We start from the raw sequence: 25,664 nt of genomic DNA, 5'->3' as shown, positions 1-25,664 counted from the left end.
GAATTGTTCGCGATCTTTTAAGGCATCAAAAGATCGCGAACACGCTCACTCTTACAGTTCTGACTGCCCCAGGCTCAAGGGATCAGGAAGCAGCTTGCTGCGCTTTAGCCAGAGAGCGGCTGCGAACCCAGTTGAAGCAAATAGCGAGAATCAGGGCGAAACCCACATAGCCCAGTAGTGGATAGACAGTGCCCACCAACTTGCTGAAGCCACCCAAGCTCAAGCCCAAACCTAGGCAGACCGTGACTGCGCTGATCAACTTGAAACGGCTGGTTTCAGGTTTGGCAAAGCGGGCGCTGAATGCAAAGAACATCCCCACTGCTGTGCTGTAGACCATGCAAACCAGTGCCAGCGACATCACCACCGAAAGCATTGGCGAGATACGCCCTGCCAGCGCAAGAGAAGGCATTTCGATGCCTTGCAACTGATTGATGTTGGCAAACAGGCCGATGTTCAGCAGCAAGATCAGCGCCCCCAGACCAAGACCGCCTAGTATGCCGCCGAGTGCGGCAGCTTTGGGTTGTTTGGTCATCCCGCCAATGACTGCCAGCATCGGAAAACCGACAGCAATGTTGAAGGAGGCATACAACAAGGCACCTACAAACCAGTTCCCCGTGACTGTTTCGTTGTTCTCACGTGCAACTGCATCGAGGGTTTCGATGGGGGCGTTGTAACTGAAAATCGAGTACGTGGTGATGATAAGCACCATCGCCAGCAGGAAGGGCATAACCGCGCTGATCAAGTCGATGATGCGCTTCACGTTCATGCACAACGTGGCAATCACCAAGACCATCATCAGCACGCCACCAAACAAGGGAGGCAGGTCGTACTGCTGGGCAAAGATCGAACCGCTGCCGGCCAGCATCACTACGCCGACACCGTACAGGAAGAAAGACAACACCACGTCGACGACCAGGCCGATACGTGCACCGAACAGAATGTAGAGAACCTCCTTGTGCGAACTCGCTTGCATTTTCGAGCTCATTCGAGCGATCTGCATGCCGAGAAAGGCAAACATCAAACCGCTCACCAGAGTGCCGACAACTCCTATAAGCCCATAGCCGGTGAAAAACTGAAGCACCTCCTGGCCAGAGGCAAATCCACCACCAATAACAACGGACATGTAAGCAAGGGCAATCTGGATCGATTGTTTATTCATTAAACTATTTCTCATTCTTAGACTTATTAGATGCATGCAAATAGAGAGGCGGTGATGGCTAATACTTGTCAGTTAATGCACATCCCCTGTGGGAGCGGGCTTGCCCGCGAAAGTATCGGCGCGGTTTAACAGGAAAACCGCATCGCCTGCATCGCTGGCATCGCTGGCATCGCTGGCAAGCCAGACTCCCACAGGTTTCTCGCTGCATTCAAAACAGCGTTCGCTTAACTGACTGGCATTAGGCGGTGATGGCCTCTCATTTCCATGGAGCAACTCGCTTCTGAACAGGTGTCAGGACGCCGCCCGCAGTATAGGAAGTGTCAAGCAGGTTTTTTCACCATATAAAGCCACTTATCCAGTGATAAACAGCATAGAAAACGCTTTAAACATCACAAAACAATTAAACATGTGTAAAAACACAGCATATTCACTTGAAACATTACGAAATAAATAGTTTTTTATGAATCAAGCCCTTAGCGAACACGAGATCAGTCGTGCGATTGAATGAGCAGCACGTCGCCGCCAGCAATTAGGCGCTGTGCTCAGCGTCATGTCCCGATCATTTACAACCTGATGACTTGATCAAGTTTGATCATAAAACTCATCACTTCACGTAAGTCCTGACGACCACTTGCGTTACGGCCCCACCTCCTCCGGCCCAGTAAATACAGGGTTTCCAGCCATTGGCACAGCCTGTGCAAACGGTCTCTGAGCCTGGCTGCGTTTGCGCATCCGTCCTATAAAAAAAATGATCAGAGGCCTCTCATGTCCAATACCGTTAAGCCCAATGTTGTTCAACTGCCCCCTGAACCCCATGCCGCCATCGTTGATCGATACGCCCTGCACGGGGGTCACATTGGCATCGGAGAAAACGAGTCACCCTGGGTGCCATTCGGCGACAGTGCTGCCATCCGCCACCTCAGTTTCGATGTTCGCACCGGCAGCGTTTGCAACATTTTATGGGTCAAGGGTGGCGGTCGCATCGGCACTCACCGACACCGTGCAGCCGTCTCGGCCGTCACGCTTGAGGGCAGTTGGGGCTACTACGAATATGACTGGATTTCCCAACCCGGCAGTTTCGTTTACGAAACGCCAGGCACCGCGCACACCCTCTATTCCGATGACCCTCAGGGCATGAAGGCGCTCTTCTGGATTCACGGCCCCATCGAGTTTTTTGACGAACACGGCAATCACACCGAAACAACCGACGTTTTCTGGTTCATCAACCATTACGTCAATCATTGCGAAAAACATGGCTTGCCAATCAACAAGGCGTTGTTTCTATAAAGGGTGATGAGCATGAAGTTTTGGGAACGATTTGCCGTGGAAGGACTGACTTGCGTGGTCACCGGGGCCGCCAGCGGCATTGGCCTGGCTTACGCCGAAGTCATGGCCGAAGCTGGCGCTCAGGTCACACTGCTGGATATAGATGGTGAGTTATTACACGAGCAAGTGACGCGTCTGGCAGCCCAAGGCCTGGCCGTGCATGGCGAAGTCGTGGACGCCACCGATCGCTCGGCGATGTACGCCTGTTTCGAGCGCATCGCGCAACGCTACGGCCGACTCGATGTGGTGTTCGCCAATGCCGGCATCGATTCCGGCCCAGGTTTTCTCGACAGCGACGGCCAGCGCTGCGCGGAGGGCGCCCTTGAAAACCTTGAGGAAGCCCATTGGGACAAGGTGCTGGCAACCAATCTGACCTCTGTATTCACCACCCTGCGGGCAGCCGTCCGCTTGATGAAACCCAGAGGCTCAGGGCGCATCATCGTCACCACTTCAAACGCTGCGATGATTAACGAAGCTATCGTCGGCACGCCCTACATGCCCGCCAAGGCCGGGGCAGCCTCGCTGGTACGCCAGGCTGCCATGGAGTTGGCCCGCTTCGGCATCAACGTCAATGCAATCGCCCCCGGCCCCTTTGTCACCAATATCGCCGGGGGGCGGCTGCGCAATCCCGCAGACCGTGCCGCATTTGCACTGCGCGTCCCTCAACACCGAATTGCCAGCACCGAAGAGATCAAAGGTCTGGCACTGTTTCTGGCGTCACCGGCCTCCAGCTACGTCACCGGAGCCCAGATCGTGATTGACGGCGGACAAATGCTCGGACGAGTGGATTGAGGAGACCAGGATGCGAGCAATCGTTTTCAAGGCTATGCAACAGCCCTTACAGCTGGCCACCCTACCCGCTCCGACACCTCGGGCCGATGAGGTATTGATTGAGATCTGCCGTTGCGGCATCTGTGGCAGCGACCTGCACATGACGCATGATCCGGCGTTCGCCATTGCGCCAAACACTGTACTCGGCCACGAGTACAGTGGTCGCGTGATCGAATGCGGGCCGCAGGTGAGCGGCCTGCGCGTCGGTGACCAGGTCGCCGTGGCCCCGCTGCGCGGCTGCGGGCAGTGCGCCAGTTGCCGCCAGGGCGAGCCCGCCTGGTGTTCGGATTTCAGCCTGCAAGGCGGTGGTTTTGCCGAGCTTGCCACGGCCAAGGCTCACCAATGCGTGGTGCTCCCATCCAGTATCGGTTTGGCCGACAGCGCACTGGCTGAGCCACTGGCGGTGGCACTGCACGGGGTTATGCGGGCTCGGCTGCGTCCTGGCGCCAAGGTGTTGATCCTGGGGGCAGGTGCCATTGGCTTGGCCGTGGCTTTCTGGGCCCGGCGCCTGGGGGCAGCAAAGGTCTGCATCACTGATCTGGGAGACGGGCAGCGCGAGCGCGCTTTGCACCTTGGCGCCAGCGCCTTTCTGGTGAATGACAGCAGCCTCGAGAAGCGCATTCCCGAAAGCCTCGGAGCGCCCCCCGATATTGTCTTTGAATGCGTCGGCCGCCCGGGGTTGATTGCCCAGGCAATCGAGTACGTGCGCCCTCGCGGCACGATAGTCATCCTGGGTTTGTGTACCGTGGCAGACAGCTTTGTGCCCTTTAAGGCGCTGTCCAAGGAGGTCAACCTGGTGACCTCGGCCTTTTTCAATCTCGACGAATTTCGCGCGGCTATCAACGTACTCGACAGCCCTCAGGCAGTGCCTTTGACCCTGGTCAGCAACACCGTTTCGCTTGCGCAAATGCCGCAGGCCTTTGAAGCGCTGAGGCAACGCACCGATCAATGCAAGGTCATGGTCGCCCCTCAATTTTCCTGATGATTTCAACCTGCCCGCAGCCCTTAGGCGGCGAGCACTCTAAACCTGTGCTGGAGAATCAACATGAGTGTGTACACCCACGTAACAGTCGGCAGTAATGACTTGGCCAAAGCGCGCCAGTTCTATGACATCGTGCTCGGCCAATTAGGCTTGAACAGGCTAATGGATCTGGAAGAAAACGGTTCGATCTGGGGCGATAAAACCCCTGCGTTCTTCGTGCTTCGCCCCGCCAATGGTGCGCCTGCAACCGTTGGCAATGGCGTGACCGTGAGCTTCCAGGCGCCAACTCGCGAAGCCGTCGCAAACTTTCACACGGCGGCCGTCTCCGCTGGCGGTCGCTGCGAAGGACTGCCCGGTCCACGCAGTTGGGCACCGCACGCCTACGCGGCCTATGCACGCGACCCAGACGGCAACAAACTGGCCGTTTATTGCTTTGAACCCGCCTGATTCAGCTTGAATGAATGGCCCACCCCTGCGGCAAGTGCCGCAGGAGTGGGCTCATGCGTTACAGCCCCAATGCCGTACCCAAGTCGTACATCACCTCCAAGGCAATCACCGCACCGTTGCTGCTCACCGGCGCCTGCGGGTTGTAAAAGTTGTCCGGGTTGAAGATGTACTGCACGCTGGGCTCCAGGGCCAAGTGGCGAGTCACCTGCCAATGGGTGTTGAGCTCAACCCGCGACACACCGCGTCGCGTACGCTCGTTCTCTCCCGTCGCCAGCAAGCGCGCCTGCTCCTGCCACTGCGCCTGACGAGTGCCAAGACGCAAATAGCTGGCCTTTAAATTGATACTGTCTTGAGGCCGATTAAAAGGCCCCAACCGGGTGATACCCACCTCGGCAAAATGCTCAAACGGTTGCATGTCATCGGCGCTCCACGACCAAGAACCGAACCATTGCCAGGCTTTTTCCGGCACTCCCACATCGCCCTCGCGTGCCAAGGTTTGACGAAACTTGAACAGCAATCCACTGCTGCCCCGACGCGTCTTGCCATCAAGCGGATCGGTCTGCTCGGCGCTGTTATAAAAGCCATTGAGCTCATAGTGGTAGGCATAGGGCGTCTGGTCGAAGCCCTGTTCTGCGCCCCATCCAGCCAATACCGAGACGCCGCTGGCATCGCCCGGATCCCAATCAAAACCTTTGGTGTCCTTGAAGTAATGCTGAGGGTTGGACTCGAACACGCCCGCATGCACATAACGCCCCTGATCGGCTCGATAGCGCGAGTACAAGCCCCAACTGCCATAAGGGAACGGCAAGATACCCGTGGAGTTGTCGATGACAGGGTCGTTGCAGGTCACTACGTTGTTGCAGTTGGACATGTAGAAGTGCTGCTTGGCATTGCTACGGCCCGCAACCAGCTCAAGACGGTCTTGCAGCAGACGCTGATTCCAGGTGAATCGCGCCAGATAACCGGAATCGATGTCGTTGTGCATCGGCGCCCCGGCAAAAAAGCTCCCGGCCTTGCCCTGCCAACTGTCCTGCGACGGCTGGCCTTCGCCCCGCATCCACGGAAAGAACACGTACTGAAAAGACACTGAAGCCCCCTCGATACCGGCCAATTTGGCCATGTCCATCTCGGCGCCAGCGAACACGTTGCCGCTGTTGCCATACCGATAGGGCTGCGGGCCGGTGTTCAGGTTCTTCACCGAGAGATTCCAGACCTGCAGGTTGAGTTTGATCGCATCCTCAGGTACCAGGGGCTCAGCCATTAACGAGGTGCTGGCAAGGGACAGGAGTAATGCAGACAGAGGGGTAAGGCAAATCCCGGACACGTGCATGCCGCGCTGCTTAGCAATCATGATGCTCTCTCTATTGTTGTCATTATCAAGAGCGGCCATCCGGCCGCGAGAGCTACATCGCAAAGGCTATGCCAGCACTGGCAGCCACCGGCAACGCCTGTAAACGCGGGCGCGCGGTGACCTTTGAGGCGCAAAGCATTTGATCAATTCAATCGGTTTTGATCATCCTCAATGATCAAGCTAAACCATAGGTCTTGAGCCGATACGCCAGTTGCGGTCGGGTCACGCCTAATTGCCGCGCAGCCGCCGAGAGGTTGCCCGCGCAAGCCTGCAGCACGTGCCGGTAATGCTCCACTTGCTGGCACTGGATCGATTGCTTGAGCTGCGACATCGGTGATGCGTTCAGATCCAATTCGGTCACGCTGGCCTGAGGCGATGACACGCCCAAGCTCCCGTCGCCGCCTATGCTCAAGCCGGGGCGCGGTGCCTGCTCGCCGTTGGGGAACAGGTGCTGAGTTCGAACAGACGCGTTGTTGGGGGCCGCAATGACACCTCGCTCCACCAGATTTTGCAGCTCGCGTATGTTGCCGGGGTAATCGTGATTGAGCAGGGCCTCAACGGCTTGCGCGCTGAAACCGGTCACCTGCTTGCCATGCAGCTTGGTGAAGTGCTTGAAGAAATGCTCCATCAGCAACGGAATGTCATCACGACGCTCTCGCAGCGGCGGTAGATGGATGGGAAAGACATTGAGTCGGAAAAACAGATCCTCGCGAAAGGTGCCTTGAGCGATAGCGGCACGCAGGTTGATGTTAGTGGCCGCAACCACCCGCAGATCAACCTTGATGGGCTTGCTCCCCCCTACCCGCTCAATCTCCCCCTCTTGCAGGGCACGCAACAGCTTGCTTTGCGCACTCAAGCTCAATGCCTGGATTTCATCGAGAAACAGCGTCCCACCCGAAGCGCGTTCAAATCGCCCGGCCCGGCCTTGGGTCGCCCCCGTGTAAGCCCCCTTTTCGGCACCGAACAACTCGGCCTCCAATAGACTCTCCGGCAGCGAAGCACAATTGACCGCCACCAAAGGCTGATCAGCCCGCGGGCTAAGTCGGTGCAAGCATTTGGCAAATACTTCCTTGCCGACACCTGACTCACCGCTAAAAAGCACTGTGGCACGAGTAGGTGCAACCTGAGCGATCTGGTGGCGCGCTACGCTGAATGCCGCCGAGATGCCCACCATGTCGTCCTGCACCGGCAGGCTGCTGATGGTGGTGGTCGCGGTGGTGCTGGCAGGTTGTGGCGCGTCACTCTCCGTTGAGGACCAGATCGAGTTCATCCGTATGAAATGGGCGGGATCCCAATAACGTTGGGCTTCGCTGTGTTCATGGTGGGGCAGTCGGTCGGCGGTATCACCGACAATTCGACAGATGTTGCCACCTGCGGCAACACATTCCACTTCGCGGTACACCACCAGTTTGCCAATAAACGCGCTGGCATAACCGGCAGCGTAACCCAGGGTCATCCAGCAGACCGCCTCGTCACCAATACCGTAATGCGCAATATGCTCGTGGGCTTCGCGAGAGTCATGCCACAGGTATTCGCCGTGAAAATGGCCCTTCTCGATATTCAGATCCAGGTCGACCGTTTCCACTCGCACCATGCCTTGCAGGGCATGCAGGCGACCGCCGGCAATGAACGAACTGCGCTCGTCGCCGCCAGGCCAACGCTTGCGCACCAAGGCGGCATCTTGAGTGCCTGCGGAATAACCGATACGCATCAACATGCGCTTGGCACCCTCATGGCCAACACTCTCGATCAATTCCTGGCGCAGTGCTCCCAGTGCCGTGGAGTGCAGCATGACCATGCTCTGATCATCCAGCCAGATACGCGCATCCTCATCGGAAAAGCGCAGAAATCGGCGAAGGTCTGCGGGTGTTGGCGCGCAGGTTTCGTAGCCTTGTACGGGGCGAGCAGGCTGATCATGGGTAACGATCTGGGGCGAGCGATTCATGCAATCTCCTAATTATTTTTGTTTTCCACCGCACGTGGTCGTGAAGGGAATCGGAGGCATCGGATTTGATCATCAATTTTTCCCACCTTCATCAACAAAGATCAAGGCAGACACTTCGGTTGGTTTTTGAAAATCCTTTTAATTCAACAGCTTATTTAATTAAACGGGCGCTGGCCTGCCCTTTGCTATGTCATTGCCGGCTGAGCCGCAACCAGCATCAGTCAACCCATAACAATAATCATGCCGGAGATTCACCATGCGCCGCTGGTTCTCTCATTATGAAAACCGTCTGTTGTTTGTTCTTAGCCTGAGCTTTGGCTTTGTTTTCTTTGATCGCAATGCCATGAGTTTCCTGGCGCCCTTTGTGGCGCAAGACCTAAATCTGAGCAACACCCAGATCGGCCTGCTGGTGTCGGCACTTTCCCTTACCTGGGCCCTGTCGGGCTACCTGCTGGGCGCCCAGTCAGACCGCAGCGGTCGTCGTAAACCGTACCTGCTGATAGCGGTCATTGTCTTTTCAGCCTGCTCATTCATCTCTGGCCTCGCCGGTTCATTCTTCATGTTATTGGCCGCACGTTTGTTGATGGGGGTGGCCGAGGGGCCCATTCTGCCCATCTCGCAAACATTGATGGTCATGAACTCGACCCCGAAAAGACGGGGCCAGAACATGGGCATCATGCAGAACTTCGGCAGTAACCTGCTGGGCTCGTGCATTGCCCCGCTGGTGCTCGTGGCGATCGCCAGCCATTACGACTGGCGACTGGCTTTCTTCGTCGCGGGCATCCCCGGATTGATCGCCGCCTGGTTGATCTGGAAGTACGTAAAAGAGCCCAAAGCCATCATCGCCCCTGTCGCAGCAACGATGACTGCCCCTGTCAGTGGCACGCTGCGTGATCTGCTGCGCTATCGCAACGTTTGGCTGAGCATGCTGATTGCCTGTTTTTATGTGGCGTGGATGGTGCTGGGCTGGGCCTTTATGCCGGTGTACTACATGAACGAACGCCATTTCAGCTCAACTGACATGGGTATTCTGATGAGCGTACTGGGTGCCAGCGCGACGATCTGCAGCTACATCGTGCCCGCACTGTCAGACCGCTTGGGACGCCGAACCGTGGTCGTCGTGTTTTCCTTGATCGGAGCGCTCACACCGTTGGCGGCCCTGTACTTCGACGGGCCTTTCTGGATGCTCTGCCTGATTCTTTTTCTGACCTGGTCAGCCAGCGGAGTAGCGCCTATTTTTATGGCCACCATCCCTTCCGAAACAGTGCCCGCACACCGCATCGCTGCTTGCGTGGGCCTGGTAATGGGCATGGGGGAAATCGTCGGGGGCGTTCTAAGCCCGGTCGCTGGCGGGTGGCTGGCTGACATCGCAGGGCTGAGCGCTCCTCTGATGTTGCAAGCCGCCTGTGCGGTGGTCGTAGCCCTGTTAGGCCTAGGGCTGCACGAAACTGCCCCATTGCGAGCCAAGCACCCACAGCAGGTCGGACTAACGGTCAAAGATGCCACGCTTCCCTGAAAGGGATAGCTCATCCTTTCGCCCGTGATGAATAACAACCAAGGGAAAGACATGTCGGTCTACTCAATGACCTACGACAGTCATCGCGCGGCTTGAAGTCAGCAGCAGATGCGGATAATCCGCTGCTGACCCGCAGCCCTTCACGGGTTCAGGAATTTGGTGACAGCGCTGGCGAACAATTCTGGCTGATCAAGCATGAGAAAGATTTCGATGCTGGACCCGCGATTTGGCAAGGATACGGCGCTATCACGGTCATCGATACGCAGTTCGAAGTCGCCTGACTCCATGCCGGGTTTGTCCGTAGTGCGCAGCAACAGCAGATGGTCATTGATCAACGAAGTAATGTCAGCGCCGTCTGCAACGATGCGAAAGGTGGGTGTCATAAATGCTCCAGACGACAAAAGCCCCGCACAAAGCAGGGTGTAAAAGGCAAAACGGCTGCATTGCGGGCAGCCTGTGAGTATTCGCCTGAAGCCGTGGAGCAATTGATGGCGCTCTAACGATTTATAGCCACGGCGGCCTCTCCTGAAGTTGCCAAACGCTACACCGACGCCATCGTGACCTATTGCGAAGAGTTGAGAACGTTTCCCCTGCGAGGAAATCAACGCGACGATATACGCCCAGGTCTGCGAATAACCAACTATCGCAAGCGGGCCGTGATTGCTTTTGCCGTTGATGGCAAGCAGATTTTTATCATTGGCATTTATTACGGCGGGCAAGATTTTGAGACTGCCTTGCTAATTGAGTCCGATGACTAACTCCACAACATAACCCCCTCCTCACTCGCCCCCACCACATCCGGCAAGTGAATCACCACCCCGGACTGATACGGTTGCACTTCATCTGCCAGCCCTTGGTGGGCATCGAGCACGGCTTCGACCGTGCTGTTGAGGTGGCCGTAGCCAATGGTCAGGCCCAGCGGCAGGAGCTGGATGCCGATGCTGCGCAGGATGGATCGCGCCTTTGAGGGTGATGCGTTCGCTGCCAATGAATGAAAGTTACTCAAGCCAGCCAATGGTTTTACCAACAAGCCACAGTACGAAACCCGAGCTAAGCAGCACTATCCCTGCCCATTGTAAAATCACCAATTTGCGCTTGAGCAGCATGGGGAAAGTGCTTAAATCATCAACGCTAACGCGCCCGCGCTTGACGTAAAAACCGGGAAAAGTAACGACCCCTGCAATACTGCCTACAAGCAGCAATTTACCCCAAGGACCGCCTTGTCTTAATTGGTTTAAATTCGTAATAACAGAACTCCTTTCAAGATGTCGCAACATCAAATCCATTTTTGTATAGGCAATGCGAAGCGCAATGCCTATCCAGGCAAATACGCCGAGAAGCACTGCGCCACAAAGATAGCCGAAGAAAAATTCAGCAGTACTCACTTAGTGTACTCATAAATAACTTCGCCAGTTTTTTCACCAAGAGATCCAAATACTTCACCTCCAGCATAAGATCCAGCCCCTACCACCAACACGCCACAGACCAATGGTCCAACACCAACAGTTGGCACGGCTAGAGCTAAACATATCCCGGCGACGGCTGGGGCTGTTAAAAGTGCACCCGCTACTACACCACCTCCAATCCCACCGGCAAAACTACCAACTTCAGTAAACTTAACTCTCTTGCAAGCCTCAGTATTACCCGCCGCACAGACATCTTGAACCTTCATGTACGAGACACCGCCGCCTATACCTGTACCCACCCAACCACCGAGTTTGAGATACTTAGCAGCCTTGGACACGCCTTCAATATGGGTGGCATATCCCGGTATTTGATCTGCGCCACCCGCCACCGTCCAGCGATGGACCAGACTTCGTGTGGAAATTCCAAGCGCACTTTTTAAATTCGGATGGTCAGGAAACCCTATGCCCTTACGGGTTAAAGCGGTCAGGTTCGTATTGAGTTGTGCCAGCAGACGCTTGCGTTCCGCAAAAAACGCTGGCGAACGCAGATGTCCATCCGCTTGGAACGAACGAACGTGTAACGCTTCGACCTCTTTAAAAAGTTTTGATACATCATCCAGGTTCTTGGCAAACATCGCCTCGCCAATACCTATTGCCGTTGCACCCTGGCCGAAAAAAGTTTCGATTTCAGCACGGTGCCTGACCATGAAATCAGCATCTTCCGGGCTAAGCGCGTTAACTGCTTCATTAGCTTTGGCGGCGGCCGCCATCAATATCGCTTCTTCGCGGGTGCATTGCAGGTTGTTGGGATCGCTTAACACGATCATCGAACCCGCATTTACAGCGTTCAGCCCAGGGTTGAGTGCGTCAAACTTGTTCATCACAGCGGGGTATTGCGACGAGAACAACGTAGCCTTTAACAAATCGACTGTCGTACTTTTGGGAACGACATAGAAGCCTGGCTCTTGCAGTGGTGGCCTAAAGTCTGACTTTGAAACCGGAAGTGGTTCTCTCTCCCGCTCAACGGGGCTATGAAAACTGCCAGGCCAGCCTCGGCCAGTAATGTGCGCATATTTATTGAAGATATCATCGCTTAACGGGCTGAAGGGCTCAGCTTTAACCAGTAATAAGTCTCCTTTCTCAACAGCTGCAACGATCTCTTTGTGAGTCATCGGCTCGCCGTACGGATTATTACCAGAAAAGTTCAGGGTATTGAAAGGTGAGGGCAAAGCATCATCGACGATACGTTCCGCAAAGAAAGGCGCCTCTATATGGCTGAGACTAATTCCGAGGCGTTCGCGATCTTCTCGGCGAATAAGGTGCATGCAGTACTTCCTTAATTAAAGAATCGACCGCGTCGGTCTATCGCGGGGCAATCCATTGAAGTGCGCGGACTGTATCGGCCAATTCTGCTAAAGATCTGTCAGACCTTTCCCTTAATTGAGAAGGCTTGATCTATTTCATGCTCAGGCATTTAAAAAAACGCGGCCGATTGCAGCCATTAACCCCACAACAGGGAGCCAGGTTCGTGCGCGCACATGATCAGACTCTCGCACCCAACCCAAGATCGATGAAAGCCAATGAAACAGGGACTTTCTCAAGTGTGAAGTTGATGACGTGATGGCTTTCTGGTGCGCAGTAGAAAGCAGTAGCGCGAAATTGGCTGGCTACTTGCTAGTGATTTTGGGTTTCAGGAGCACGGACGCGCGCGCAGGGAGGAGAGCAATATCGGGGCACAAAAAAGGGCCTAGATCGCTCTAGGCCCTGATTTTATTGAGTTTGGCGGGAAACCAGGGATTCGAACCCTGGGTACGCTATTAACGTACGCCGGTTTTCAAGACCGGTGCATTCAACCACTCTGCCAATTTCCCGGATGCTGCTGATGTTAGGTATGTAGCGTGTAACCACTCGGCCACACCCCCTAACGTTGTTGCGGGCGCCATAATACCCGAATGAAACACGTTGTCAAACTCTCTTGATCGCTTGTTTCAGAGCCTCTGCTATGATCTTTGCTACTTAACATTTCAAACCACAGGAGTTTCGCCATGCGCGAACAGGATTACGCAGTTAATAGCAGCGTGCAGGCCGAGCAGCTAGAGGTTAGCCGCGTCCTGCGCAACACTTACGGTTTACTGGCACTCACTCTCGCTTTCAGCGGTGTGATGGCTTATGTCGCGCAGCAGATGCGTGTCGGTTATCCCAATATTTTCGTGGTGCTGATCGGCTTTTACGGGCTGTTCTTCCTGACCAACAAGCTGCGCGATTCGGCTTGGGGTCTGGTGTCTGCCTTTGCCCTGACCGGTTTTATGGGCTTTTTGCTGGGCCCAATCCTTAACCGCTACCTGGGCATGCAGGGCGGCGCTGAGGTGGTTAGTTCGGCATTTGCCATGACGGCTCTGGTGTTTGGTGGCCTGTCTGCTTATGTGCTGATCACTCGCAAGGACATGAGCTTCCTGGGTGGTTTCATCACTGCGGGCTTTTTTGTCCTGCTGGGCGCTACGCTGGCAAGTTTCTTCTTTCAGGTCAGCGGCCTGCAACTGGCTATCAGCGCTGGCTTCGTGCTGTTTTCTTCGGTCTGCATCTTGTTCCAGACCAGCGCCATTATTCATGGCGGCGAGCGTAACTACATCATGGCTACCATCAGCCTGTATGTATCGATCTACAACCTGTTCATCAGCTTGCTGCAGATTTTCGGCATCATGAGCCGCGACGACTGATTGACAATCGCGACACAAAAGCCCGCTTCGGCGGGCTTTTTGTTGCCCGCGGCAAGCATCTTTAGGCATCTGGCTTTATCATTGCCGCAGATTTGCTGACAGAGCCCCACCATGAAATTTGCCATTGCCCTTTATTCAGCGGCCCATGCGCCCTCCTCTCGCCGCGCTCTGCGTTTTGCCGAGGCAGCGTTGGCGAGCGGTCACGAAATTGTGCGGCTGTTCTTTTATCAAGACGGTGTTCACAGCGCTTCGAGCAATGTCGTCACGCCACAAGATGAGCAAGACCTCGCGCAACAGTGGGCTGCGTTTGTGAGCCACAACCAGCTTGATGGTGTGGTGTGTATTGCCGCAGCTCTGCGCCGCGGGGTGCTGGACGAGGACGAATCTGCGCGCTATCAGCGTTCGGCAGTCAATTTGAAAGCGCCGTGGGAATTGTCTGGCCTGGGGCAGTTACACGACGCTATTCAATCAGCTGATCGACTGATCTGCTTCGGAGGGCCTTGAGATGCCTAAGTCGCTATTGATTATCAGCCGTCAGGCTCCCTGGTCGGGCCCAAGTGCTAAAGAAGCGCTAGACATTGTGCTGGCGGGCGGCGCATTTGATTTGCCGATTGGCCTGATGTTCATGGACGACGGCGTGTTTCAGCTTGTGCCAAAACAAAACGCCACCGCACTGCAACAAAAGAACCTCATGGCCAATCTGCAAGCCTTGTCGATGTTTGGGGTTGATGAGGTGTATGCCTGTCACCACAGTTTGGCCGAGCGTGGGATTTCGACCACAGGTCTGGCCGTAGATGACGTAGAAACACTGTCAGCAGATGGCGTTCGCATCCTTATTGACCGTTTTGATCAAGTGATTACCCTCTGATGTCTACCCTACACGTCCTGAGTCATTCACCCTTTTCAGACACGCGTCTAGGCAGCTGCTTACGCATACTGAGCACTAAAGACGCGCTGTTGCTCTGCGGCGATGCGGTCTACGCTTTACAGCCTCAGAGCAGCATTCTTAAAGGCCTTGAAGAACAGAGCGACACACTCACGCTCTTTGTCCTCGAAGAGGACCTGCTAGCGCGCAGCATTGAATGCCCGCCGTGGGCAACCTGCGTTGACTATCCAGGCTTCGTCGAACTGTCGATTCGCTATGACAAGGTCAACAGCTGGCTATGAATACGCTCCCCCTCGACGGTAAAGAAATAGCGCTGGATAAAGACGGCTATTTGCTCGACCTCAATGACTGGTCTGCCGAGGTGGCTGAAGCCTTGGCGGCACAGGCACACATTGAGTTAAGCCCCGACCACTGGGAAATCCTTGAACTGCTGCGCAGCTTTTATCAGGAGTTCGAGCTATCGCCAGCGACGCGTCCGCTGATCAAGTACACAGCGCTCAAGCTGGGGCCTGAGAAAGGCAACAGCATGCACCTCAACCGCCTGTTCAATGGCACTCCTGCCAAACTCGCCGCCAAGCTGGCGGGCCTGCCAAAGCCAACCAATTGCCTATGAATATTGCGTCTGCATTGACCCTCGAAACACCGGCTGAACACCCTTTCGCGCAGTTCGTGCGCATTTTGGGCAAGGGCAAACGTGGCGCCCGCAATCTGACCCGCGAAGAAGCTCGTGAGGCGATGGGCATTCTGCTTGACGAAAAGGCTGAGGATACGCAACTGGGCGCTTTCCTGATGTTGCTACGACATAAGGAAGAAAGCCCCGAGGAATTGGCAGGCTTCACCGAGGCCGTGCGTGAGCGTCTGACAGCGCCCGAGATCAATGTCGACATTGACTGGCCAACTTACGCAGGTAAAAAGCGCCACTTGCCTTGGTATCTGCTGGCCGCCAAATGCCTTGCGCAAAATGGTGTGCGTATTTTGATGCACGGGGGCGGAGCCCACACAGCTGGGCGACTGTACAGCGAGCAGTTGCTTGGCGAACTGGCTATCCCGCTGTGCCGCGACTGGCAAAGTGTTGAAGCCGCGCTAGAGACTGGTAATCTGGCATTCATTCCACTGCAGGATTGGGCCCCCCAACTGCAGCGCATGATTGATTTGCGCAACACCCTTGGCCTGCGCTCGCCGATTCACTCATTAGCCCGCATTCTGAACCCGCTCGGCGCGCGTTGCGGCCTGCAGAGCATCTTCCATCCTGGCTACCAGAGCGTGCACCGTGAGGCCAGCGGCTTGCTGGGCGACACCAGCATTGTGGTCAAAGGCGATGGCGGCGAAATCGAAATCAACCCCGACTCAGCCAGCCATCTGTATGGCACGACGGCAGGCGTCAGTTGGGACGAAGAGTGGCCTGCACTGTCCGCTCAGCGCCATGTGAAGCCTGCTTCGCTTGATCCCGAACACCTTAAAGCACTGTGGCGTGGCGAGGTTGAGGACAGTTACCCGCAACTGGCCTTGCTCTCGACCATGGCCCTGGCGTTACGCGGGCTGGGTACGCCGCGAGAGCAAGCGTTCGAATTGGCTCAGCGTTATTGGGACAATCGCAACAAATCGATTTAATCGATCGTTAAAGCCCACGTTTTGCGCTATTCGTTCGAACTCAGGCCTTTAGACTGGACGCCAAAGCAAAACGACCGAGGAGCAGTCTATGGGCCTGTTGATTAATGGACGCTGGCATGATCAGTGGTACGAAAGCAAAGACGGCAGCTTCCAGCGCGAGCAGGCACAGCGTCGCAACTGGGTAACTGCCGACGGCTTGGCCGGACCAACAGGTACAGACGGCTTTGCAGCGCAAGCAGGTCGCTACCACCTGTACGTCTCTCTCGCCTGCCCGTGGGCCCACCGCACCTTGATCGCTCGTAAACTCAAAGGCCTCGAATCGCTGATCGACGTCTCAGTGGTCAGTTGGTTAATGCTGGAAAACGGCTGGACCTTCGACAAAGCCTTTGGCTCGACAGGTGACCGCCTGAACGAACTGAGCTTTTTGCATCAGCGTTACACTCGGGACACACCTGACTACAGCGGCCGCGTCACCGTCCCCGTGCTTTGGGACACGCAACGCCAGTGCATCGTCAGTAACGAGTCCGCAGACATCATTCGCATGTTCAACAGTGCTTTCAATGAGCTGACCGGCAACACGCTGGACTTTTACCCCCAAGAGCTGACTGCTGAAGTCGATCGCTGGAATGACAGCATTTACCCCGCACTCAACAACGGGGTCTATCGTGCCGGGTTTGCCACGTCACAGCCTGCTTATGAACAAGCATTTACGGATGTATTCCGTGAACTTGAGCATCTGGAAACTCACTTGGCACAGCATCGTTACCTTGCTGGCGAGCACCTGACCGAAGCCGACGTACGACTATTCACCACCTTGATTCGGTTTGATGCGGTGTACTACAGCCACTTCAAATGCAACGAGCGCCGCATCGCCGACTATCCAAACCTCTCCAACTGGTTGCGCGAGCTTTACCAGTGGCCGGGCGTGGCCCAAACCGTGGACGTTACCCACATCAAAGGCCACTACTACGCCAGCCACCGCACGATCAACCCTACAGGCATCATCCCCAAAGGTCCGGCCCTGGATTTCACCACCCCTCATGATCGTGGCCGACTGGCAGGCAGCGGTATCTGGCAATAGTGCCTGCGTGGATAAAATCAATGCGGGTACGACGCTACAGGACTAGCCGCACGCGCGTCAGGCCAGTAGCATCGCCCGCACTGTTTACGAGAGTTTGCCATGCTAATCCCTTACGACCAGCTTGAACCTGACACCCTCACCCGCCTGATTGAAGACTTTGTCAGTCGTGATGGCACCGACAATGGCGATGACACATCTCAAGAGACGCGCGTCCTGCGTGTCCGCCAAGCCCTGAGCAAAGGGCAGGCCGTTATTTTCTTCGACCTTGAAAGCCAGCAATGCCAGTTGATGCCTAAACACGCCGTGCCAAAAGAGTTGTTTGATTAACGCTTAACAAGGGGCTCGATAGTCAAACGCCCGGCATGCTGGTTTTTTATCCGGTCATAAACTTCAGCCCGGTGAACACTGACACTCTTGGGGGCTTCAATGCCCAATCGAACATGGCTGCCATTTACGCCAATCACTCTCACGGTAATGTCTTCGCCAATTGAAAAGTGTTCGCCGACTACGCGCTTCAATACCTGCATGGCTTTCATCCTCTGGGGTGGGTGGCCACAAAGACTGAACCGCGCAAAATGCTACTTCAATCCCTACAAATCAATTCATCCAAAGCCTACATATTTGAGTCTTTATTCCTACAAGCAAAAATTAAAAATCCTACATATCGGCTGCCGAATACGCGCCTTCAAAGGTAAAAATCTGTCATGACGTTGAAAAACGTGGCCCTAACAAGATAATCGTTGCGCCAATCAGACACAGCCCGAGGCCAATCCAGTCGGAACCCAGCGGCCGAACACGCTCTACAACCGCCAGCCAGGCGATGGACGTCACGATGTAAATTCCGCCATAGGCCGCATACGCCCGCCCTGCATAAGCCGCTTCAACCTTGGTCAAGAGCAAGGCAAATACTGCGAGGCTCAAGACTGCGGGCACCACCCACCACGCACTCTTGCCTTGACGCAACCACATCCAGAACCCGTAACACCCAGCGATCTCAAACAGTGCTGCCAAAAAAAACCAAACATAATTAAGCATGCGATACGTCCTTCGATAGGCAAGCGCGCCACCCTACCCGCGTGCTAATGACCAGGCAAGGTCCAACTATTTGATGAATAAAAATTGAATTTTTCTTGCACGGAACAAGTCGGACTTTATAAGAGCGCACCGACCGTGATTAAAACACCCACTGGACGCCGCGCATTCTGGAATAACTCAATGAGGAAATAGTCATGACCCTGATTCTTCTGATCGTCCTGATCTTGCTGCTGGTGGGCGGACTGCCTGTCTTTCCTCACTCAAAAAGCTGGGGTTATGGTCCGTCCGGCATTATCGGTACCGTACTAATTGTGCTGTTGATATTGGTCTTGCTCGGCAAAATCTAGCGCTGCGAAACGTTATTGCCTCCAATAAAAAAGAGACCCTAAGGTCTCTTTTTTATTGAACGATGACTTACTTTGGATCGGCTACACCCGCCGTGTTATCCAGCAAGCTTTTGGTCGCCGTCTGCAAGAAAGCTTCGAGCTTCTTTTTAAGCTCCGCTTCGTCTGGCGAATCGGTCACTACTTTAGCTGATGGATTAGCACCGAGGTTGTACTGCCAAACCTTGGGAGGCATATCTTTAGGCTGAACCAACAGATGATCGCCATTGATGATGGCCACCGTCTGATCATTACCCGATGGCTTGATCACGCCTGTGCCCTTGTCGCCTTCCGGCAAGTTCAGCAGGTCGCGGCCCCAGCATTGCTGACGGAACTCACCACCCAGACGGCCCATGATAGTCGGGACAACGTCGATTTGAGTGCCCACGGTGTCAACCCGTGCGCCAAACTTCTCCTGGATGCCCGGCCCGATCAACAGCAACGGAACGTTAAAGCGCCCAAGGTCCATTTCAGAGATCTGTTGCTCGTTACCAAAACCGTGGTCACCGACCACCACAAACAAGGTTTCCTTGAAGTACGGTTCTTTACGCGCTTTCTCGAAGAACTGACCCAATGCCCAGTCCGAATAACGCATCGCAGTCAAATGCTCGTTCAACGACCCGCGATCGGTCACAGGCTCAACCGGCAATGGAGTCGGCAAGGCGTACGGCGTGTGGTTGGACAGGGTTTGCAGCAACGCATAGAACGGCTCTTTGCCTTCGCGTTTCTTCAACTCTTCGAGGCCACGGTTGAACATGTCCTGGTCGGACACGCCCCACGTAGGATCGGAGAACACCGGGTTCACGAAATCGTTGCGACCAACGAAGTTAGTCATGCCCTGGTTACTGAAGAAACCTGACTGGTTGTCCCAGGCGAAATCACCGTTGTACACATACACGTCGTCAAACTTGCGCGCACTCAGCAGTTCCGGCAGGCCGGACAGCTTGTGGCTGCCTTCCGGGGTTTGCATCAGGTATTCAAAACCTGGCAGGTTCGGGAAGCACGCCATGGTGGCGAACATGCCTTGGTGGGTATGCGTGCCGTTGGAGAAGAAGCGCTCAAACAGCAAGCCTTCTTTAGACAGGTTGTCGAAGTAGGGCGTGACATTCCCGGGACGACCCAGCGCGCCCACTGAATGGCCAGCAAAGCTTTCCATCAGGATGACGACAACGTTCTTGATCGGCAGGGTTTTTTCCGCGGGTGGCGTCGTATCACGACGTACAGCTGCGGTGTCCGGATCGACCAGTTTGTCGTGCTCGGTCAACAGCATGTCACGCACGACCTGTTGAGCTTCAGGCTGCTGCAGCGTGGCCTTCCAGATATTGCTGCGCTCGTCCGAGAAACGGCTTTTCGCCGCTGCAATCAGCGACAAGGAACCATTAAGCCCCAATTGGTTAGCGAAGTTGGAGTCCGTTGTGTAGGCATCGCCCCAACGCAGTGGAGGACCTTGGCGCAGAGTGCCGCGAGCGGCGACCACACACACCAGCAACAGCACCACAAACACCGCAGTACGCGCATACCACGGCGCTACAGCGCCTTTGGTGCCAGCAGCAGCGGCCGCAGTTGTCTGCGAGCGGGTCAAGCGATCGGCACCTTTGAAGGCAAAATACAGAATTACCGTGCCCACGGCCCAGGCCAGCAGATAACGCACAACCGGGAAGCCGTACCAGAGCATGCTCATGACGGTTTTCGGGTCTTCCTTCACGTATTGGAAGACCAGCCCGTTGAGGCGCTGGTGGAACTCACGATAGAAGTCCATTTCCATCAGGCCCAAAAACAGCGCCAGACTGGAAGCCGCTGTCAGCCAGAAGCGCATGACACCACGCCACTTCATGGCGTGCGCACTGAGCAGCGCCAGCAGCAAAGGAATACTGAGGTAAACCACGATACGCAGGTCAAAGCGCAGGCCGTTGGCGAATGCTTCAAGGAACGTCGAGGCCGGGGTATCGAGGATCATTTCCCGGTTGTAAACCAGCAATGCCACCCGCAACAGGGTAAACATCAGCATCATGATCAAGGCACTGAGCAGCGTAAACGCCAGATGCGATTTGACGGTCGGTTGCAACAGACGCGAGGCAGCGTTCTGTTGTCTTAGGGCGTCCGGGTTTGCCATGTCGTTGTAGGACCCATTGGTTCAAGTTGAAGTGGCTTTCTGTACATGAGCAGCACCTGCGCTGATAGGCGCACGTGCCAAGTTGTCATGCGCGGGCGAGCAAATGATGCACGATCATCGGTGTTTTTCCACTGATGCCGCACCATTTAACACCCAAAGTTTGGCTCTGCGTTTATCTGAAAACTCCAGACAAGTGCCTTTATAAAAGCTGTAGAGCCGAAATTCTGCATGCAAATTGTCTTAAACAGCACGTGAAAATTTCGTGCACAGCATATTTTGAAACATAAGAAAGGGCCTTTCGGCCCTTGCTTATTGTTACGACATTTTAGCTGTTGCTTGGTTTGTTGATGGCCTGCAAAACGTATTGCGGCAAAGCAAAAGCACCCATGTGTACTTCCGGATTGTAGTAACGGGTCACGATGCCACTGCCGGCGAAACGCTGACGCAGGGTTTCAAGTGGCAACTTGCGGTACTCGCTATTCGTCGAGCCCCAGGCAAACGTCATCGCGCCGCCGATGTAAGTTGGAACGGCCGCTTGATAGAAGTGCCAGTCGGCGAACAGGCTGCGCATGCGCCCGGCGGTGGTTTGGACTTCTTGTAATTGCATGAACGGCGTGCCGTTCTGCGTCACCAATACGCCGCCTTCATTCAGGCAGCGGTGGCACGCTTGATAGAAATTTTCAGAGAACAGCACTTCACCCGGCCCAATCGGGTCGGTGGAGTCAGAAATGATCACGTCGAACTTTTCTTCGGTGGTCGCGACAAAACGCATGCCGTCATCGATCACCAGATTCAGGCGCGGATCGTCGTAGGCACCTTTGGAGTGGTTGGGCAGGAACGCTTTGCACATATCTACCACCGTGCCGTCGATCTCGACCATGGTGATGTGCTCGATACCAGAGTGCTTGGTCACTTCACGCAACATGCCGCCGTCGCCACCGCCAATGATCAGCACACGCTTGACCGTGCCGTGCGCCAGAATCGGCACATGGGTCAGCATCTCGTGGTAGATGAACTCGTCCTTTTCCGTGGTCTGAATCACGCCATCCAGCGCCATGACCCGGCCCATCACTGGGTTTTCGAAAATCACCAGATGCTGGTGCTCGGTGCGTACTTCATGCAGCAACTTGTCCATGCGAAAACGCTGGCCATAGCCTTCGTAAAGGGTTTCGAGATAGTCGGTGTTAAGCACTTCGGTCATGGGAAGTCCCCTTGAATGCTGGTGGCAACGGACGGTCACCCGCCCATGATCGACAGCCGAGCCGTTTGCCACTGTCGCGGCACGCGGGTTCAACTGCCCAAGAAAGGCGCGCATTCTACGTCGACGAGCATGACAGGTCGAACCTTGACGCTGACAAACTCAGCGGACGGAGACAATTAAGCCGTCACAGCCCGCTGATTGATGGCTTAAATGCGGACATTGCCCCGCGGTCCGGCAATGGCCCAGATGATCAGCCCCAGCACCGGCAAGAAGATAATCAACAGCACCCAAAGGATTTTCATCCCGGTTTCAGAGCCGCTTTTGAGCACATTAATAATGGCCCAGATATCCAGCGCCAGAATAATCAGGCCAATCAGGCCGTTAAACGTCGAACCCATGATGATGCTCCCGAGTGAGTGCGTGTTCACTTAGGATAGCCAGCCTCAGCAAGGGTTCCGTTTTTTATTGCAGGCGCGACACCATCAAACGTGGACGGCTACTTTCAAAGCTTCCAGCGAAGGGGCGGCACTGATACCGACTTCAGCGCACAACTCCAGCACGCGAGGGACGTCCTGGCCATAGACCAGCACCAGTTGAATCTCGTCGTCCAATGGCTGGCTCAGGTTCATCAGTACATAGCCGCCCTTTTCAGGGTTCATGCTGCCCATCTGGATCTGGATGCGGTTAAGTGCAGTCAACGCTTCGGTCTTGGCCAGCTGTTTAGGCTTGATATTGAAGGCTACGCCCGGGCCAAACGAGGCGACGATCTGCGCAAACAGATCCATGTACGTGTCGGCCTGAAACAAAACAGTTTCCGGCAAGCTGCCGATGACCACCCACTCGCCCAACGGAATAGGAAAGGTATCGTCGTAGTTGATGTCTGGGTTAGCAGCCAGAAAACCATCCTGATCGGCGTAAGCCTGAGCCGCTTCATCAGCGATTTTTGCGATTTCGTCGTCGCCCATGCACCCAGAGCTGATTTTGCTGATGAGTTCAACGAGAGTGTTTTTCATGGGCAGGCCTGTCACAAGGAAAATTGAGGGCGCGCAGGATATATCAATTGCGCGCCTCAAGGGCATGCAATCAGCCCAACATATCGACGCTGTCGGTTGCACCCATAGTCCTGGCTGCATCCAGCGCGGTGATGCCATTCGCATCCTTGGCTTTCGGATCGGCACCTTTGCTGACCAGGTACTCAATGATTTTGGTGCGATTAAACATCGCCGCCATCATCAACGCGGTACGCCCATCAAATGAAGCGCCTTCAACTTCTGCTCCCCCTTCAACCAAAGCTTTGACCATTTCCAGATCGCCTTTGAACGCAGCTCCGGCAATCGGGCTTTGGCCATTGTCATTGCGAATTTCGGGGTCAGCCTTGTGTTCGAACAACACCTTAACGGCATCGACATGCCCGTGATAACTGGCCAGCATCAACAAGGTATCGCCCTTGTGATTGCGCAAATTAACGGGCAAACCTTTACTCAGCAAAGCCGCCAGCATCGCCGCGTCGCCTTCGCGAGCCTTGTTGAACACCTGCTCGGCAAAGTCGGCCGCTTGCTCGGGGGTCATCTGCCGCTGTTGATCTGCTGGCTTGTCGTCTGACATGTGAGGCTCCACGTTGGCTACAAAAAAAACATAGTTTCGTGAGAGCGGCCCACTGTGTCATCCCTTTTTTGCTCAACAGATCCATAGAGACAATCAATCAACAAGCTTCAGCAGGGTAAACATCCGCACAATACGCGACGCCGCTACAGCACAAGTGGGCAAAATGCAGGATGCACGATGGCCATTCATGCAAAATGCACGAGAAGCATATTTACGTAAAATTATAAGATATTGATTTATAAGGATTTTATAAAAATCCGATGATGGCACAATCGCTGCAATCTCTACTCCATGCAAGCCCTTCATGAGCTAATGGAGCTGAATCACATGAGCCTGATCCAAGAAAAATTCGCCTCTCTGTTCTCGAACCACACCGTCACCGTAAAACCTCGCCCGGATGGCGGCGTATTGCTGACGCTGCGTGACAGCGAAGGTACACAGACCCAACGCTCTATTTCTTACGCGCAATTGCACACAGCAGAACAACTGACATGGGTGATCAGCGCCATTCGTCGCGACCTGGCTGGCACTGCCAGTGAATTGCCATCGATCTCCCTGCTGCAAAGCCAGCACCGCTTTGCCCTGCCGACTTATCACAGCCGCTGAAAGGCCCTGTGGGAGCTGCCGAAGGCTGCGATCTTTTGACATTGACGACCTGTGTCGTAGATGAAAAGAGCGCAGCCTTCGTGCCTTGTCAGCGCCTACGAGGCATTCATCTCAGCGCAACCTGCGTGAACTAAACAGAAGTTGGGCCTATGTCGGCAAAACTGCTGACCGTAGCATGCCCACGCAACTCCCCGCCTTCTCGCGCCAGGCCGCAGGTTTGCATGCCGGCTTCTTTCGCCGCATCCAGCTCCTCGACGATGTCCGATAAAAACAGGATGTTGCTCGCCGGGCAGCCAATCGCTTCGCTAATGTGTCGATACGACTGCGCTTCGCGCTTGGGCCCCGAAGTGGTATCGAAATAGCCCCTGAACAGCGGGGTCAAATCGCCCGCCTCAGAGCAGCCAAAGATCAATTGCTGAGCCTGGATCGAACCCGACGAATACACGTATAAGTCGTACCCCTGCTCATGCCAGGCCTTGAGCGCACTCACCGCATCCGGGTACACGTGCCCTTTCAGCTCGCCAGCCTCATAACCCTGCTTCCAGATCATGCCCTGCAACGCTTTAAGCGGCGTGGCCTTGCGGTCTTCGGCAATCCACTGCTGAAGGATCTCGATCACCCGCTCAACGTCCGCCTCGGGCTCCCCACTGTCCAGACGTACCGCGCCTAGCTGCTTCGCGACTTCCGGATCTTCAGCGTGCGCGCGAACAAACTCGGGCAGGTGTTTGGCCGCATACGGAAACAACACGTCAAACACAAAGCTGACAGCGCTGGTGGTGCCTTCAATATCGGTCAGGATAGCTTTGATCGGCATACAGGTTCCTTAGTCTTCGAGGCGCGGAAAACGGTTGGCGATGTCTTCGCCGGTAAAGTTCGCGACCCAGCCCTCAGGGTTGTTGAACAACCGGATAGCCACAAAATGCGGGTGTTCGCCCATGTCAAACCAGTGCGGGGTGCCGGCGGGGACGGAGATCAGGTCGTTTTTTTCGCACAGCACCGCGTAAACAAAATCACCTATGTGCAAAGTAAACAGCCCACGGCCCGCGACAAAGAAACGGACTTCATCTTCGCCATGACGATGTTCATCAAGGAACTTGGCGCGCAACTCGGCTTTTTGCGGGTGGTCACTGTTAAGGCTGATCACGTCGACCGTGACATAACCGTGCTCAGTCATAAGTCGGTCGATCTGAACCCGATAGGCGCTGATCACTTCGTCTTGGCTCGCCCCCGGCTGAATAGGGGTGGCCGCCTGCCAGCGATCAAAGCGCACGCCTTGTTCGGCCAGTGTGGAGGCGATGTCATCAAAGTGAGTCAACACCTTGTTGGGTAAGTCCGGGCTCGATACGTGGTAAACGGACAGGCTGCTCATGGGGCGTAATTCCTCGGCTTCGGCGTGCACTTTCGGTGTTTTCCAAACCGTTCAGGCAGACCGTTTAAATCAGGCGGTGAGCTTCTTCGCAGTG

31 protein-coding genes, 1 tRNA gene and 1 pseudogene are annotated in these 25,664 nt (G+C 55.1%); 16 read left to right on the top strand and 17 right to left on the bottom strand.

Going from position 1 to position 25,664, the window contains the following annotated elements:
- Window positions 1-82: 82 nt before the first annotated feature.
- Entirely contained in the window at window positions 83-1,159 is a 1,077-nt protein-coding gene (locus RHM56_RS08860; RefSeq protein ID WP_322240594.1) for a hypothetical protein, read from the bottom strand.
- A 765-nt stretch (window positions 1,160-1,924) separates the two neighbouring features.
- Here RHM56_RS08860 and RHM56_RS08855 point away from each other — a divergent pair.
- The 4 genes from RHM56_RS08855 to RHM56_RS08840 all read left to right on the top strand — a co-directional run bounded on the left by RHM56_RS08855 (window position 1,925) and on the right by RHM56_RS08840 (window position 4,745).
- Window positions 1,925-2,446 (top strand): 2,4'-dihydroxyacetophenone dioxygenase family protein, encoded by a 522-nt coding sequence (locus RHM56_RS08855; protein WP_322240593.1) that lies wholly within the window; start codon window positions 1,925-1,927, stop codon window positions 2,444-2,446.
- Between the two features lie 12 nt (window positions 2,447-2,458).
- A complete protein-coding gene (locus tag RHM56_RS08850) occupies window positions 2,459-3,277 on the top strand; it encodes an SDR family NAD(P)-dependent oxidoreductase (protein WP_322240592.1) in 819 nt (272 codons plus the stop codon).
- 10 nt (window positions 3,278-3,287) lie between these two features.
- Window positions 3,288-4,298: a zinc-dependent alcohol dehydrogenase gene (locus RHM56_RS08845; protein ID WP_322240591.1), complete on the top strand. Its 1,011-nt coding sequence runs from the start codon at window positions 3,288-3,290 to the stop codon at window positions 4,296-4,298.
- Between the two features lie 63 nt (window positions 4,299-4,361).
- Window positions 4,362-4,745 (top strand): VOC family protein, encoded by a 384-nt coding sequence (locus RHM56_RS08840; RefSeq protein WP_322240590.1) that lies wholly within the window; start codon window positions 4,362-4,364, stop codon window positions 4,743-4,745.
- Between the two features lie 58 nt (window positions 4,746-4,803).
- On the opposite strand, the gene RHM56_RS08835 is transcribed toward RHM56_RS08840, so the two are convergent.
- Window positions 4,804-6,096, bottom strand: coding sequence for a carbohydrate porin (locus RHM56_RS08835; RefSeq protein ID WP_322240587.1), 1,293 nt, complete (start codon window positions 6,094-6,096; stop codon window positions 4,804-4,806).
- 175 nt (window positions 6,097-6,271) lie between these two features.
- Window positions 6,272-8,041: a sigma 54-interacting transcriptional regulator gene (locus RHM56_RS08830; RefSeq protein ID WP_322240586.1), complete on the bottom strand. Its 1,770-nt coding sequence runs from the start codon at window positions 8,039-8,041 to the stop codon at window positions 6,272-6,274.
- Between the two features lie 256 nt (window positions 8,042-8,297).
- Between RHM56_RS08830 and RHM56_RS08825 the strand changes: the two genes are divergently transcribed.
- The gene (locus RHM56_RS08825) at window positions 8,298-9,557 is read left to right on the top strand and encodes an MFS transporter (RefSeq protein WP_322240583.1); all 1,260 of its coding nucleotides are present in this window, start codon (window positions 8,298-8,300) and stop codon (window positions 9,555-9,557) included.
- 197 nt (window positions 9,558-9,754) lie between these two features.
- Here the strand turns inward: RHM56_RS08825 and RHM56_RS08820 are convergent.
- Window positions 9,755-9,940: pseudogene (locus RHM56_RS08820) on the bottom strand (late control protein); the annotation flags it as partial.
- A gap of 174 nt (window positions 9,941-10,114) precedes the next feature.
- On the opposite strand from RHM56_RS08820, the gene RHM56_RS25930 reads away from it, so the two are divergent.
- Window positions 10,115-10,315: a type II toxin-antitoxin system RelE/ParE family toxin gene (locus RHM56_RS25930; protein ID WP_416194891.1), complete on the top strand. Its 201-nt coding sequence runs from the start codon at window positions 10,115-10,117 to the stop codon at window positions 10,313-10,315.
- On the opposite strand, the gene RHM56_RS08810 is transcribed toward RHM56_RS25930, so the two are convergent.
- The 4 genes from RHM56_RS08810 to RHM56_RS08795 form a co-directional block, all read right to left on the bottom strand.
- On the bottom strand, window positions 10,312-10,509 hold the full coding sequence (locus RHM56_RS08810; RefSeq protein WP_322241735.1) for a tail protein X: 198 nt from the start codon (window positions 10,507-10,509) through the stop codon (window positions 10,312-10,314). The genes RHM56_RS25930 and RHM56_RS08810 overlap by 4 nt on opposite strands.
- 46 nt (window positions 10,510-10,555) lie before the next feature.
- Window positions 10,556-10,942 carry a hypothetical protein gene (locus RHM56_RS08805; protein ID WP_322240581.1) on the bottom strand — a complete coding sequence of 129 codons (387 nt, stop codon included), beginning with the start codon at window positions 10,940-10,942 and terminating at the stop codon, window positions 10,556-10,558.
- Entirely contained in the window at window positions 10,939-12,288 is a 1,350-nt protein-coding gene (locus RHM56_RS08800; RefSeq protein WP_322240579.1) for a hypothetical protein, read from the bottom strand. Before RHM56_RS08800 ends, RHM56_RS08805 begins: the two co-directional genes overlap by 4 nt.
- A 455-nt stretch (window positions 12,289-12,743) precedes the next feature.
- Window positions 12,744-12,834: transfer RNA gene (locus RHM56_RS08795), tRNA-Ser, on the bottom strand.
- 174 nt (window positions 12,835-13,008) lie between these two features.
- Here RHM56_RS08795 and RHM56_RS08790 point away from each other — a divergent pair.
- The 8 genes from RHM56_RS08790 to RHM56_RS08755 all read left to right on the top strand — a co-directional run bounded on the left by RHM56_RS08790 (window position 13,009) and on the right by RHM56_RS08755 (window position 17,585).
- On the top strand, window positions 13,009-13,680 hold the full coding sequence (locus RHM56_RS08790; RefSeq protein WP_322240574.1) for a Bax inhibitor-1/YccA family protein: 672 nt from the start codon (window positions 13,009-13,011) through the stop codon (window positions 13,678-13,680).
- Between the two features lie 111 nt (window positions 13,681-13,791).
- Complete coding sequence (gene tusD / locus RHM56_RS08785; RefSeq protein ID WP_322240572.1) at window positions 13,792-14,184, top strand: sulfurtransferase complex subunit TusD; 393 nt, start codon at window positions 13,792-13,794, stop codon at window positions 14,182-14,184.
- 1 nt (window position 14,185) lies between these two features.
- On the top strand, window positions 14,186-14,548 hold the full coding sequence (tusC, locus tag RHM56_RS08780; protein WP_322240571.1) for a sulfurtransferase complex subunit TusC: 363 nt from the start codon (window positions 14,186-14,188) through the stop codon (window positions 14,546-14,548).
- Window positions 14,548-14,847, top strand: a complete 300-nt coding sequence (tusB, locus tag RHM56_RS08775; RefSeq protein WP_322240570.1) for a sulfurtransferase complex subunit TusB — start codon at window positions 14,548-14,550, stop codon at window positions 14,845-14,847. Before tusC ends, tusB begins: the two co-directional genes overlap by 1 nt.
- Window positions 14,844-15,179, top strand: coding sequence for a TusE/DsrC/DsvC family sulfur relay protein (locus RHM56_RS08770; RefSeq protein WP_322240569.1), 336 nt, complete (start codon window positions 14,844-14,846; stop codon window positions 15,177-15,179). Before tusB ends, RHM56_RS08770 begins: the two co-directional genes overlap by 4 nt.
- Window positions 15,180-15,193: 14 nt before the next feature.
- Complete coding sequence (locus RHM56_RS08765; protein ID WP_416194908.1) at window positions 15,194-16,177, top strand: glycosyl transferase family protein; 984 nt, start codon at window positions 15,194-15,196, stop codon at window positions 16,175-16,177.
- An 88-nt stretch (window positions 16,178-16,265) separates the two neighbouring features.
- Window positions 16,266-17,258, top strand: coding sequence for a glutathione S-transferase family protein (locus RHM56_RS08760; protein ID WP_322240557.1), 993 nt, complete (start codon window positions 16,266-16,268; stop codon window positions 17,256-17,258).
- A 99-nt stretch (window positions 17,259-17,357) separates the two neighbouring features.
- Window positions 17,358-17,585 carry a YheU family protein gene (locus RHM56_RS08755; RefSeq protein WP_322240555.1) on the top strand — a complete coding sequence of 76 codons (228 nt, stop codon included), beginning with the start codon at window positions 17,358-17,360 and terminating at the stop codon, window positions 17,583-17,585.
- Here RHM56_RS08755 and csrA read toward each other — a convergent pair.
- Window positions 17,582-17,785 carry a carbon storage regulator CsrA gene (gene csrA / locus RHM56_RS08750; protein WP_322240552.1) on the bottom strand — a complete coding sequence of 68 codons (204 nt, stop codon included), beginning with the start codon at window positions 17,783-17,785 and terminating at the stop codon, window positions 17,582-17,584. The genes RHM56_RS08755 and csrA overlap by 4 nt on opposite strands.
- A gap of 175 nt (window positions 17,786-17,960) precedes the next feature.
- Window positions 17,961-18,293 (bottom strand): YnfA family protein, encoded by a 333-nt coding sequence (locus tag RHM56_RS08745; RefSeq protein WP_322240549.1) that lies wholly within the window; start codon window positions 18,291-18,293, stop codon window positions 17,961-17,963.
- 194 nt (window positions 18,294-18,487) lie between these two features.
- Here RHM56_RS08745 and RHM56_RS08740 point away from each other — a divergent pair, with 194 nt between their 5' ends.
- Complete coding sequence (locus RHM56_RS08740) at window positions 18,488-18,640, top strand: DUF3309 family protein (RefSeq protein ID WP_322240546.1); 153 nt, start codon at window positions 18,488-18,490, stop codon at window positions 18,638-18,640.
- 67 nt (window positions 18,641-18,707) lie between these two features.
- Here the strand turns inward: RHM56_RS08740 and RHM56_RS08735 are convergent, their stop codons facing one another.
- From RHM56_RS08735 to RHM56_RS08715, 5 genes are all read right to left on the bottom strand, one after another.
- Window positions 18,708-20,789 (bottom strand): LTA synthase family protein, encoded by a 2,082-nt coding sequence (locus RHM56_RS08735; protein WP_322240542.1) that lies wholly within the window; start codon window positions 20,787-20,789, stop codon window positions 18,708-18,710.
- A 325-nt stretch (window positions 20,790-21,114) separates the two neighbouring features.
- On the bottom strand, window positions 21,115-21,990 hold the full coding sequence (speE, locus tag RHM56_RS08730; RefSeq protein WP_322240539.1) for a polyamine aminopropyltransferase: 876 nt from the start codon (window positions 21,988-21,990) through the stop codon (window positions 21,115-21,117).
- Between the two features lie 206 nt (window positions 21,991-22,196).
- On the bottom strand, window positions 22,197-22,388 hold the full coding sequence (locus tag RHM56_RS08725; protein WP_019407854.1) for a PLDc N-terminal domain-containing protein: 192 nt from the start codon (window positions 22,386-22,388) through the stop codon (window positions 22,197-22,199).
- Between the two features lie 84 nt (window positions 22,389-22,472).
- Entirely contained in the window at window positions 22,473-23,003 is a 531-nt protein-coding gene (locus RHM56_RS08720; protein WP_322240534.1) for a hypothetical protein, read from the bottom strand.
- 70 nt (window positions 23,004-23,073) lie between these two features.
- A complete protein-coding gene (locus RHM56_RS08715; protein WP_322240531.1) occupies window positions 23,074-23,595 on the bottom strand; it encodes an ankyrin repeat domain-containing protein in 522 nt (173 codons plus the stop codon).
- A gap of 327 nt (window positions 23,596-23,922) precedes the next feature.
- Between RHM56_RS08715 and RHM56_RS08710 the strand changes: the two genes are divergently transcribed.
- Entirely contained in the window at window positions 23,923-24,201 is a 279-nt protein-coding gene (locus RHM56_RS08710) for a DUF3509 domain-containing protein (RefSeq protein WP_322240527.1), read from the top strand.
- A gap of 130 nt (window positions 24,202-24,331) precedes the next feature.
- Here the strand turns inward: RHM56_RS08710 and mtnC are convergent, their stop codons facing one another.
- Together mtnC and RHM56_RS08700 are read right to left on the bottom strand one after the other, a co-directional pair.
- Complete coding sequence (gene mtnC, locus RHM56_RS08705) at window positions 24,332-25,015, bottom strand: acireductone synthase (RefSeq protein ID WP_322240524.1); 684 nt, start codon at window positions 25,013-25,015, stop codon at window positions 24,332-24,334.
- A 9-nt stretch (window positions 25,016-25,024) separates the two neighbouring features.
- Complete coding sequence (locus RHM56_RS08700; RefSeq protein WP_322240522.1) at window positions 25,025-25,570, bottom strand: acireductone dioxygenase; 546 nt, start codon at window positions 25,568-25,570, stop codon at window positions 25,025-25,027.
- Window positions 25,571-25,664 lie beyond the last annotated feature (94 nt).

It is taken from the genome of Pseudomonas sp. CCC3.1 (genome assembly GCF_034347405.1).
Classification (GTDB): domain Bacteria; phylum Pseudomonadota; class Gammaproteobacteria; order Pseudomonadales; family Pseudomonadaceae; genus Aquipseudomonas.
The sequence above is the reverse complement of the archived record's forward strand: the minus strand, read 5'-3'. Positions and strand labels throughout refer to the sequence as shown.

What these genes read in the sequence shown, in the direction of transcription:
- RHM56_RS08710 (WP_322240527.1), top strand. Translation starts at nt 23,923, where the DNA reads ATGAGCCTGATCCAAGAAAAATTCGCCTCTCTGTTCTCGAACCACACC.
- RHM56_RS08745 (WP_322240549.1), bottom strand. Translation starts at nt 18,293, where the DNA reads ATGCTTAATTATGTTTGGTTTTTTTTGGCAGCACTGTTTGAGATCGCT.
- RHM56_RS08725 (WP_019407854.1), bottom strand. Translation starts at nt 22,388, where the DNA reads ATGGGTTCGACGTTTAACGGCCTGATTGGCCTGATTATTCTGGCGCTG.
- RHM56_RS08790 (WP_322240574.1), top strand. Translation starts at nt 13,009, where the DNA reads ATGCGCGAACAGGATTACGCAGTTAATAGCAGCGTGCAGGCCGAGCAG.
- speE (WP_322240539.1), bottom strand. Translation starts at nt 21,990, where the DNA reads ATGACCGAAGTGCTTAACACCGACTATCTCGAAACCCTTTACGAAGGC.
- RHM56_RS08700 (WP_322240522.1), bottom strand. Translation starts at nt 25,570, where the DNA reads ATGAGCAGCCTGTCCGTTTACCACGTATCGAGCCCGGACTTACCCAAC.
- RHM56_RS08840 (WP_322240590.1), top strand. Translation starts at nt 4,362, where the DNA reads ATGAGTGTGTACACCCACGTAACAGTCGGCAGTAATGACTTGGCCAAA.
- mtnC (WP_322240524.1), bottom strand. Translation starts at nt 25,015, where the DNA reads ATGCCGATCAAAGCTATCCTGACCGATATTGAAGGCACCACCAGCGCT.
- tusB (WP_322240570.1), top strand. Translation starts at nt 14,548, where the DNA reads ATGTCTACCCTACACGTCCTGAGTCATTCACCCTTTTCAGACACGCGT.
- RHM56_RS08770 (WP_322240569.1), top strand. Translation starts at nt 14,844, where the DNA reads ATGAATACGCTCCCCCTCGACGGTAAAGAAATAGCGCTGGATAAAGAC.
- RHM56_RS08850 (WP_322240592.1), top strand. Translation starts at nt 2,459, where the DNA reads ATGAAGTTTTGGGAACGATTTGCCGTGGAAGGACTGACTTGCGTGGTC.
- tusC (WP_322240571.1), top strand. Translation starts at nt 14,186, where the DNA reads ATGCCTAAGTCGCTATTGATTATCAGCCGTCAGGCTCCCTGGTCGGGC.
- RHM56_RS08855 (WP_322240593.1), top strand. Translation starts at nt 1,925, where the DNA reads ATGTCCAATACCGTTAAGCCCAATGTTGTTCAACTGCCCCCTGAACCC.
- RHM56_RS08720 (WP_322240534.1), bottom strand. Translation starts at nt 23,003, where the DNA reads ATGAAAAACACTCTCGTTGAACTCATCAGCAAAATCAGCTCTGGGTGC.
- RHM56_RS08740 (WP_322240546.1), top strand. Translation starts at nt 18,488, where the DNA reads ATGACCCTGATTCTTCTGATCGTCCTGATCTTGCTGCTGGTGGGCGGA.
- tusD (WP_322240572.1), top strand. Translation starts at nt 13,792, where the DNA reads ATGAAATTTGCCATTGCCCTTTATTCAGCGGCCCATGCGCCCTCCTCT.
- RHM56_RS08825 (WP_322240583.1), top strand. Translation starts at nt 8,298, where the DNA reads ATGCGCCGCTGGTTCTCTCATTATGAAAACCGTCTGTTGTTTGTTCTT.
- RHM56_RS08845 (WP_322240591.1), top strand. Translation starts at nt 3,288, where the DNA reads ATGCGAGCAATCGTTTTCAAGGCTATGCAACAGCCCTTACAGCTGGCC.
- RHM56_RS08835 (WP_322240587.1), bottom strand. Translation starts at nt 6,096, where the DNA reads ATGATTGCTAAGCAGCGCGGCATGCACGTGTCCGGGATTTGCCTTACC.
- RHM56_RS08830 (WP_322240586.1), bottom strand. Translation starts at nt 8,041, where the DNA reads ATGAATCGCTCGCCCCAGATCGTTACCCATGATCAGCCTGCTCGCCCC.
- RHM56_RS08755 (WP_322240555.1), top strand. Translation starts at nt 17,358, where the DNA reads ATGCTAATCCCTTACGACCAGCTTGAACCTGACACCCTCACCCGCCTG.
- csrA (WP_322240552.1), bottom strand. Translation starts at nt 17,785, where the DNA reads ATGCAGGTATTGAAGCGCGTAGTCGGCGAACACTTTTCAATTGGCGAA.
- RHM56_RS08800 (WP_322240579.1), bottom strand. Translation starts at nt 12,288, where the DNA reads ATGCACCTTATTCGCCGAGAAGATCGCGAACGCCTCGGAATTAGTCTC.
- RHM56_RS08715 (WP_322240531.1), bottom strand. Translation starts at nt 23,595, where the DNA reads ATGTCAGACGACAAGCCAGCAGATCAACAGCGGCAGATGACCCCCGAG.
- RHM56_RS08860 (WP_322240594.1), bottom strand. Translation starts at nt 1,159, where the DNA reads ATGAATAAACAATCGATCCAGATTGCCCTTGCTTACATGTCCGTTGTT.
- RHM56_RS08735 (WP_322240542.1), bottom strand. Translation starts at nt 20,789, where the DNA reads ATGGCAAACCCGGACGCCCTAAGACAACAGAACGCTGCCTCGCGTCTG.
- RHM56_RS08760 (WP_322240557.1), top strand. Translation starts at nt 16,266, where the DNA reads ATGGGCCTGTTGATTAATGGACGCTGGCATGATCAGTGGTACGAAAGC.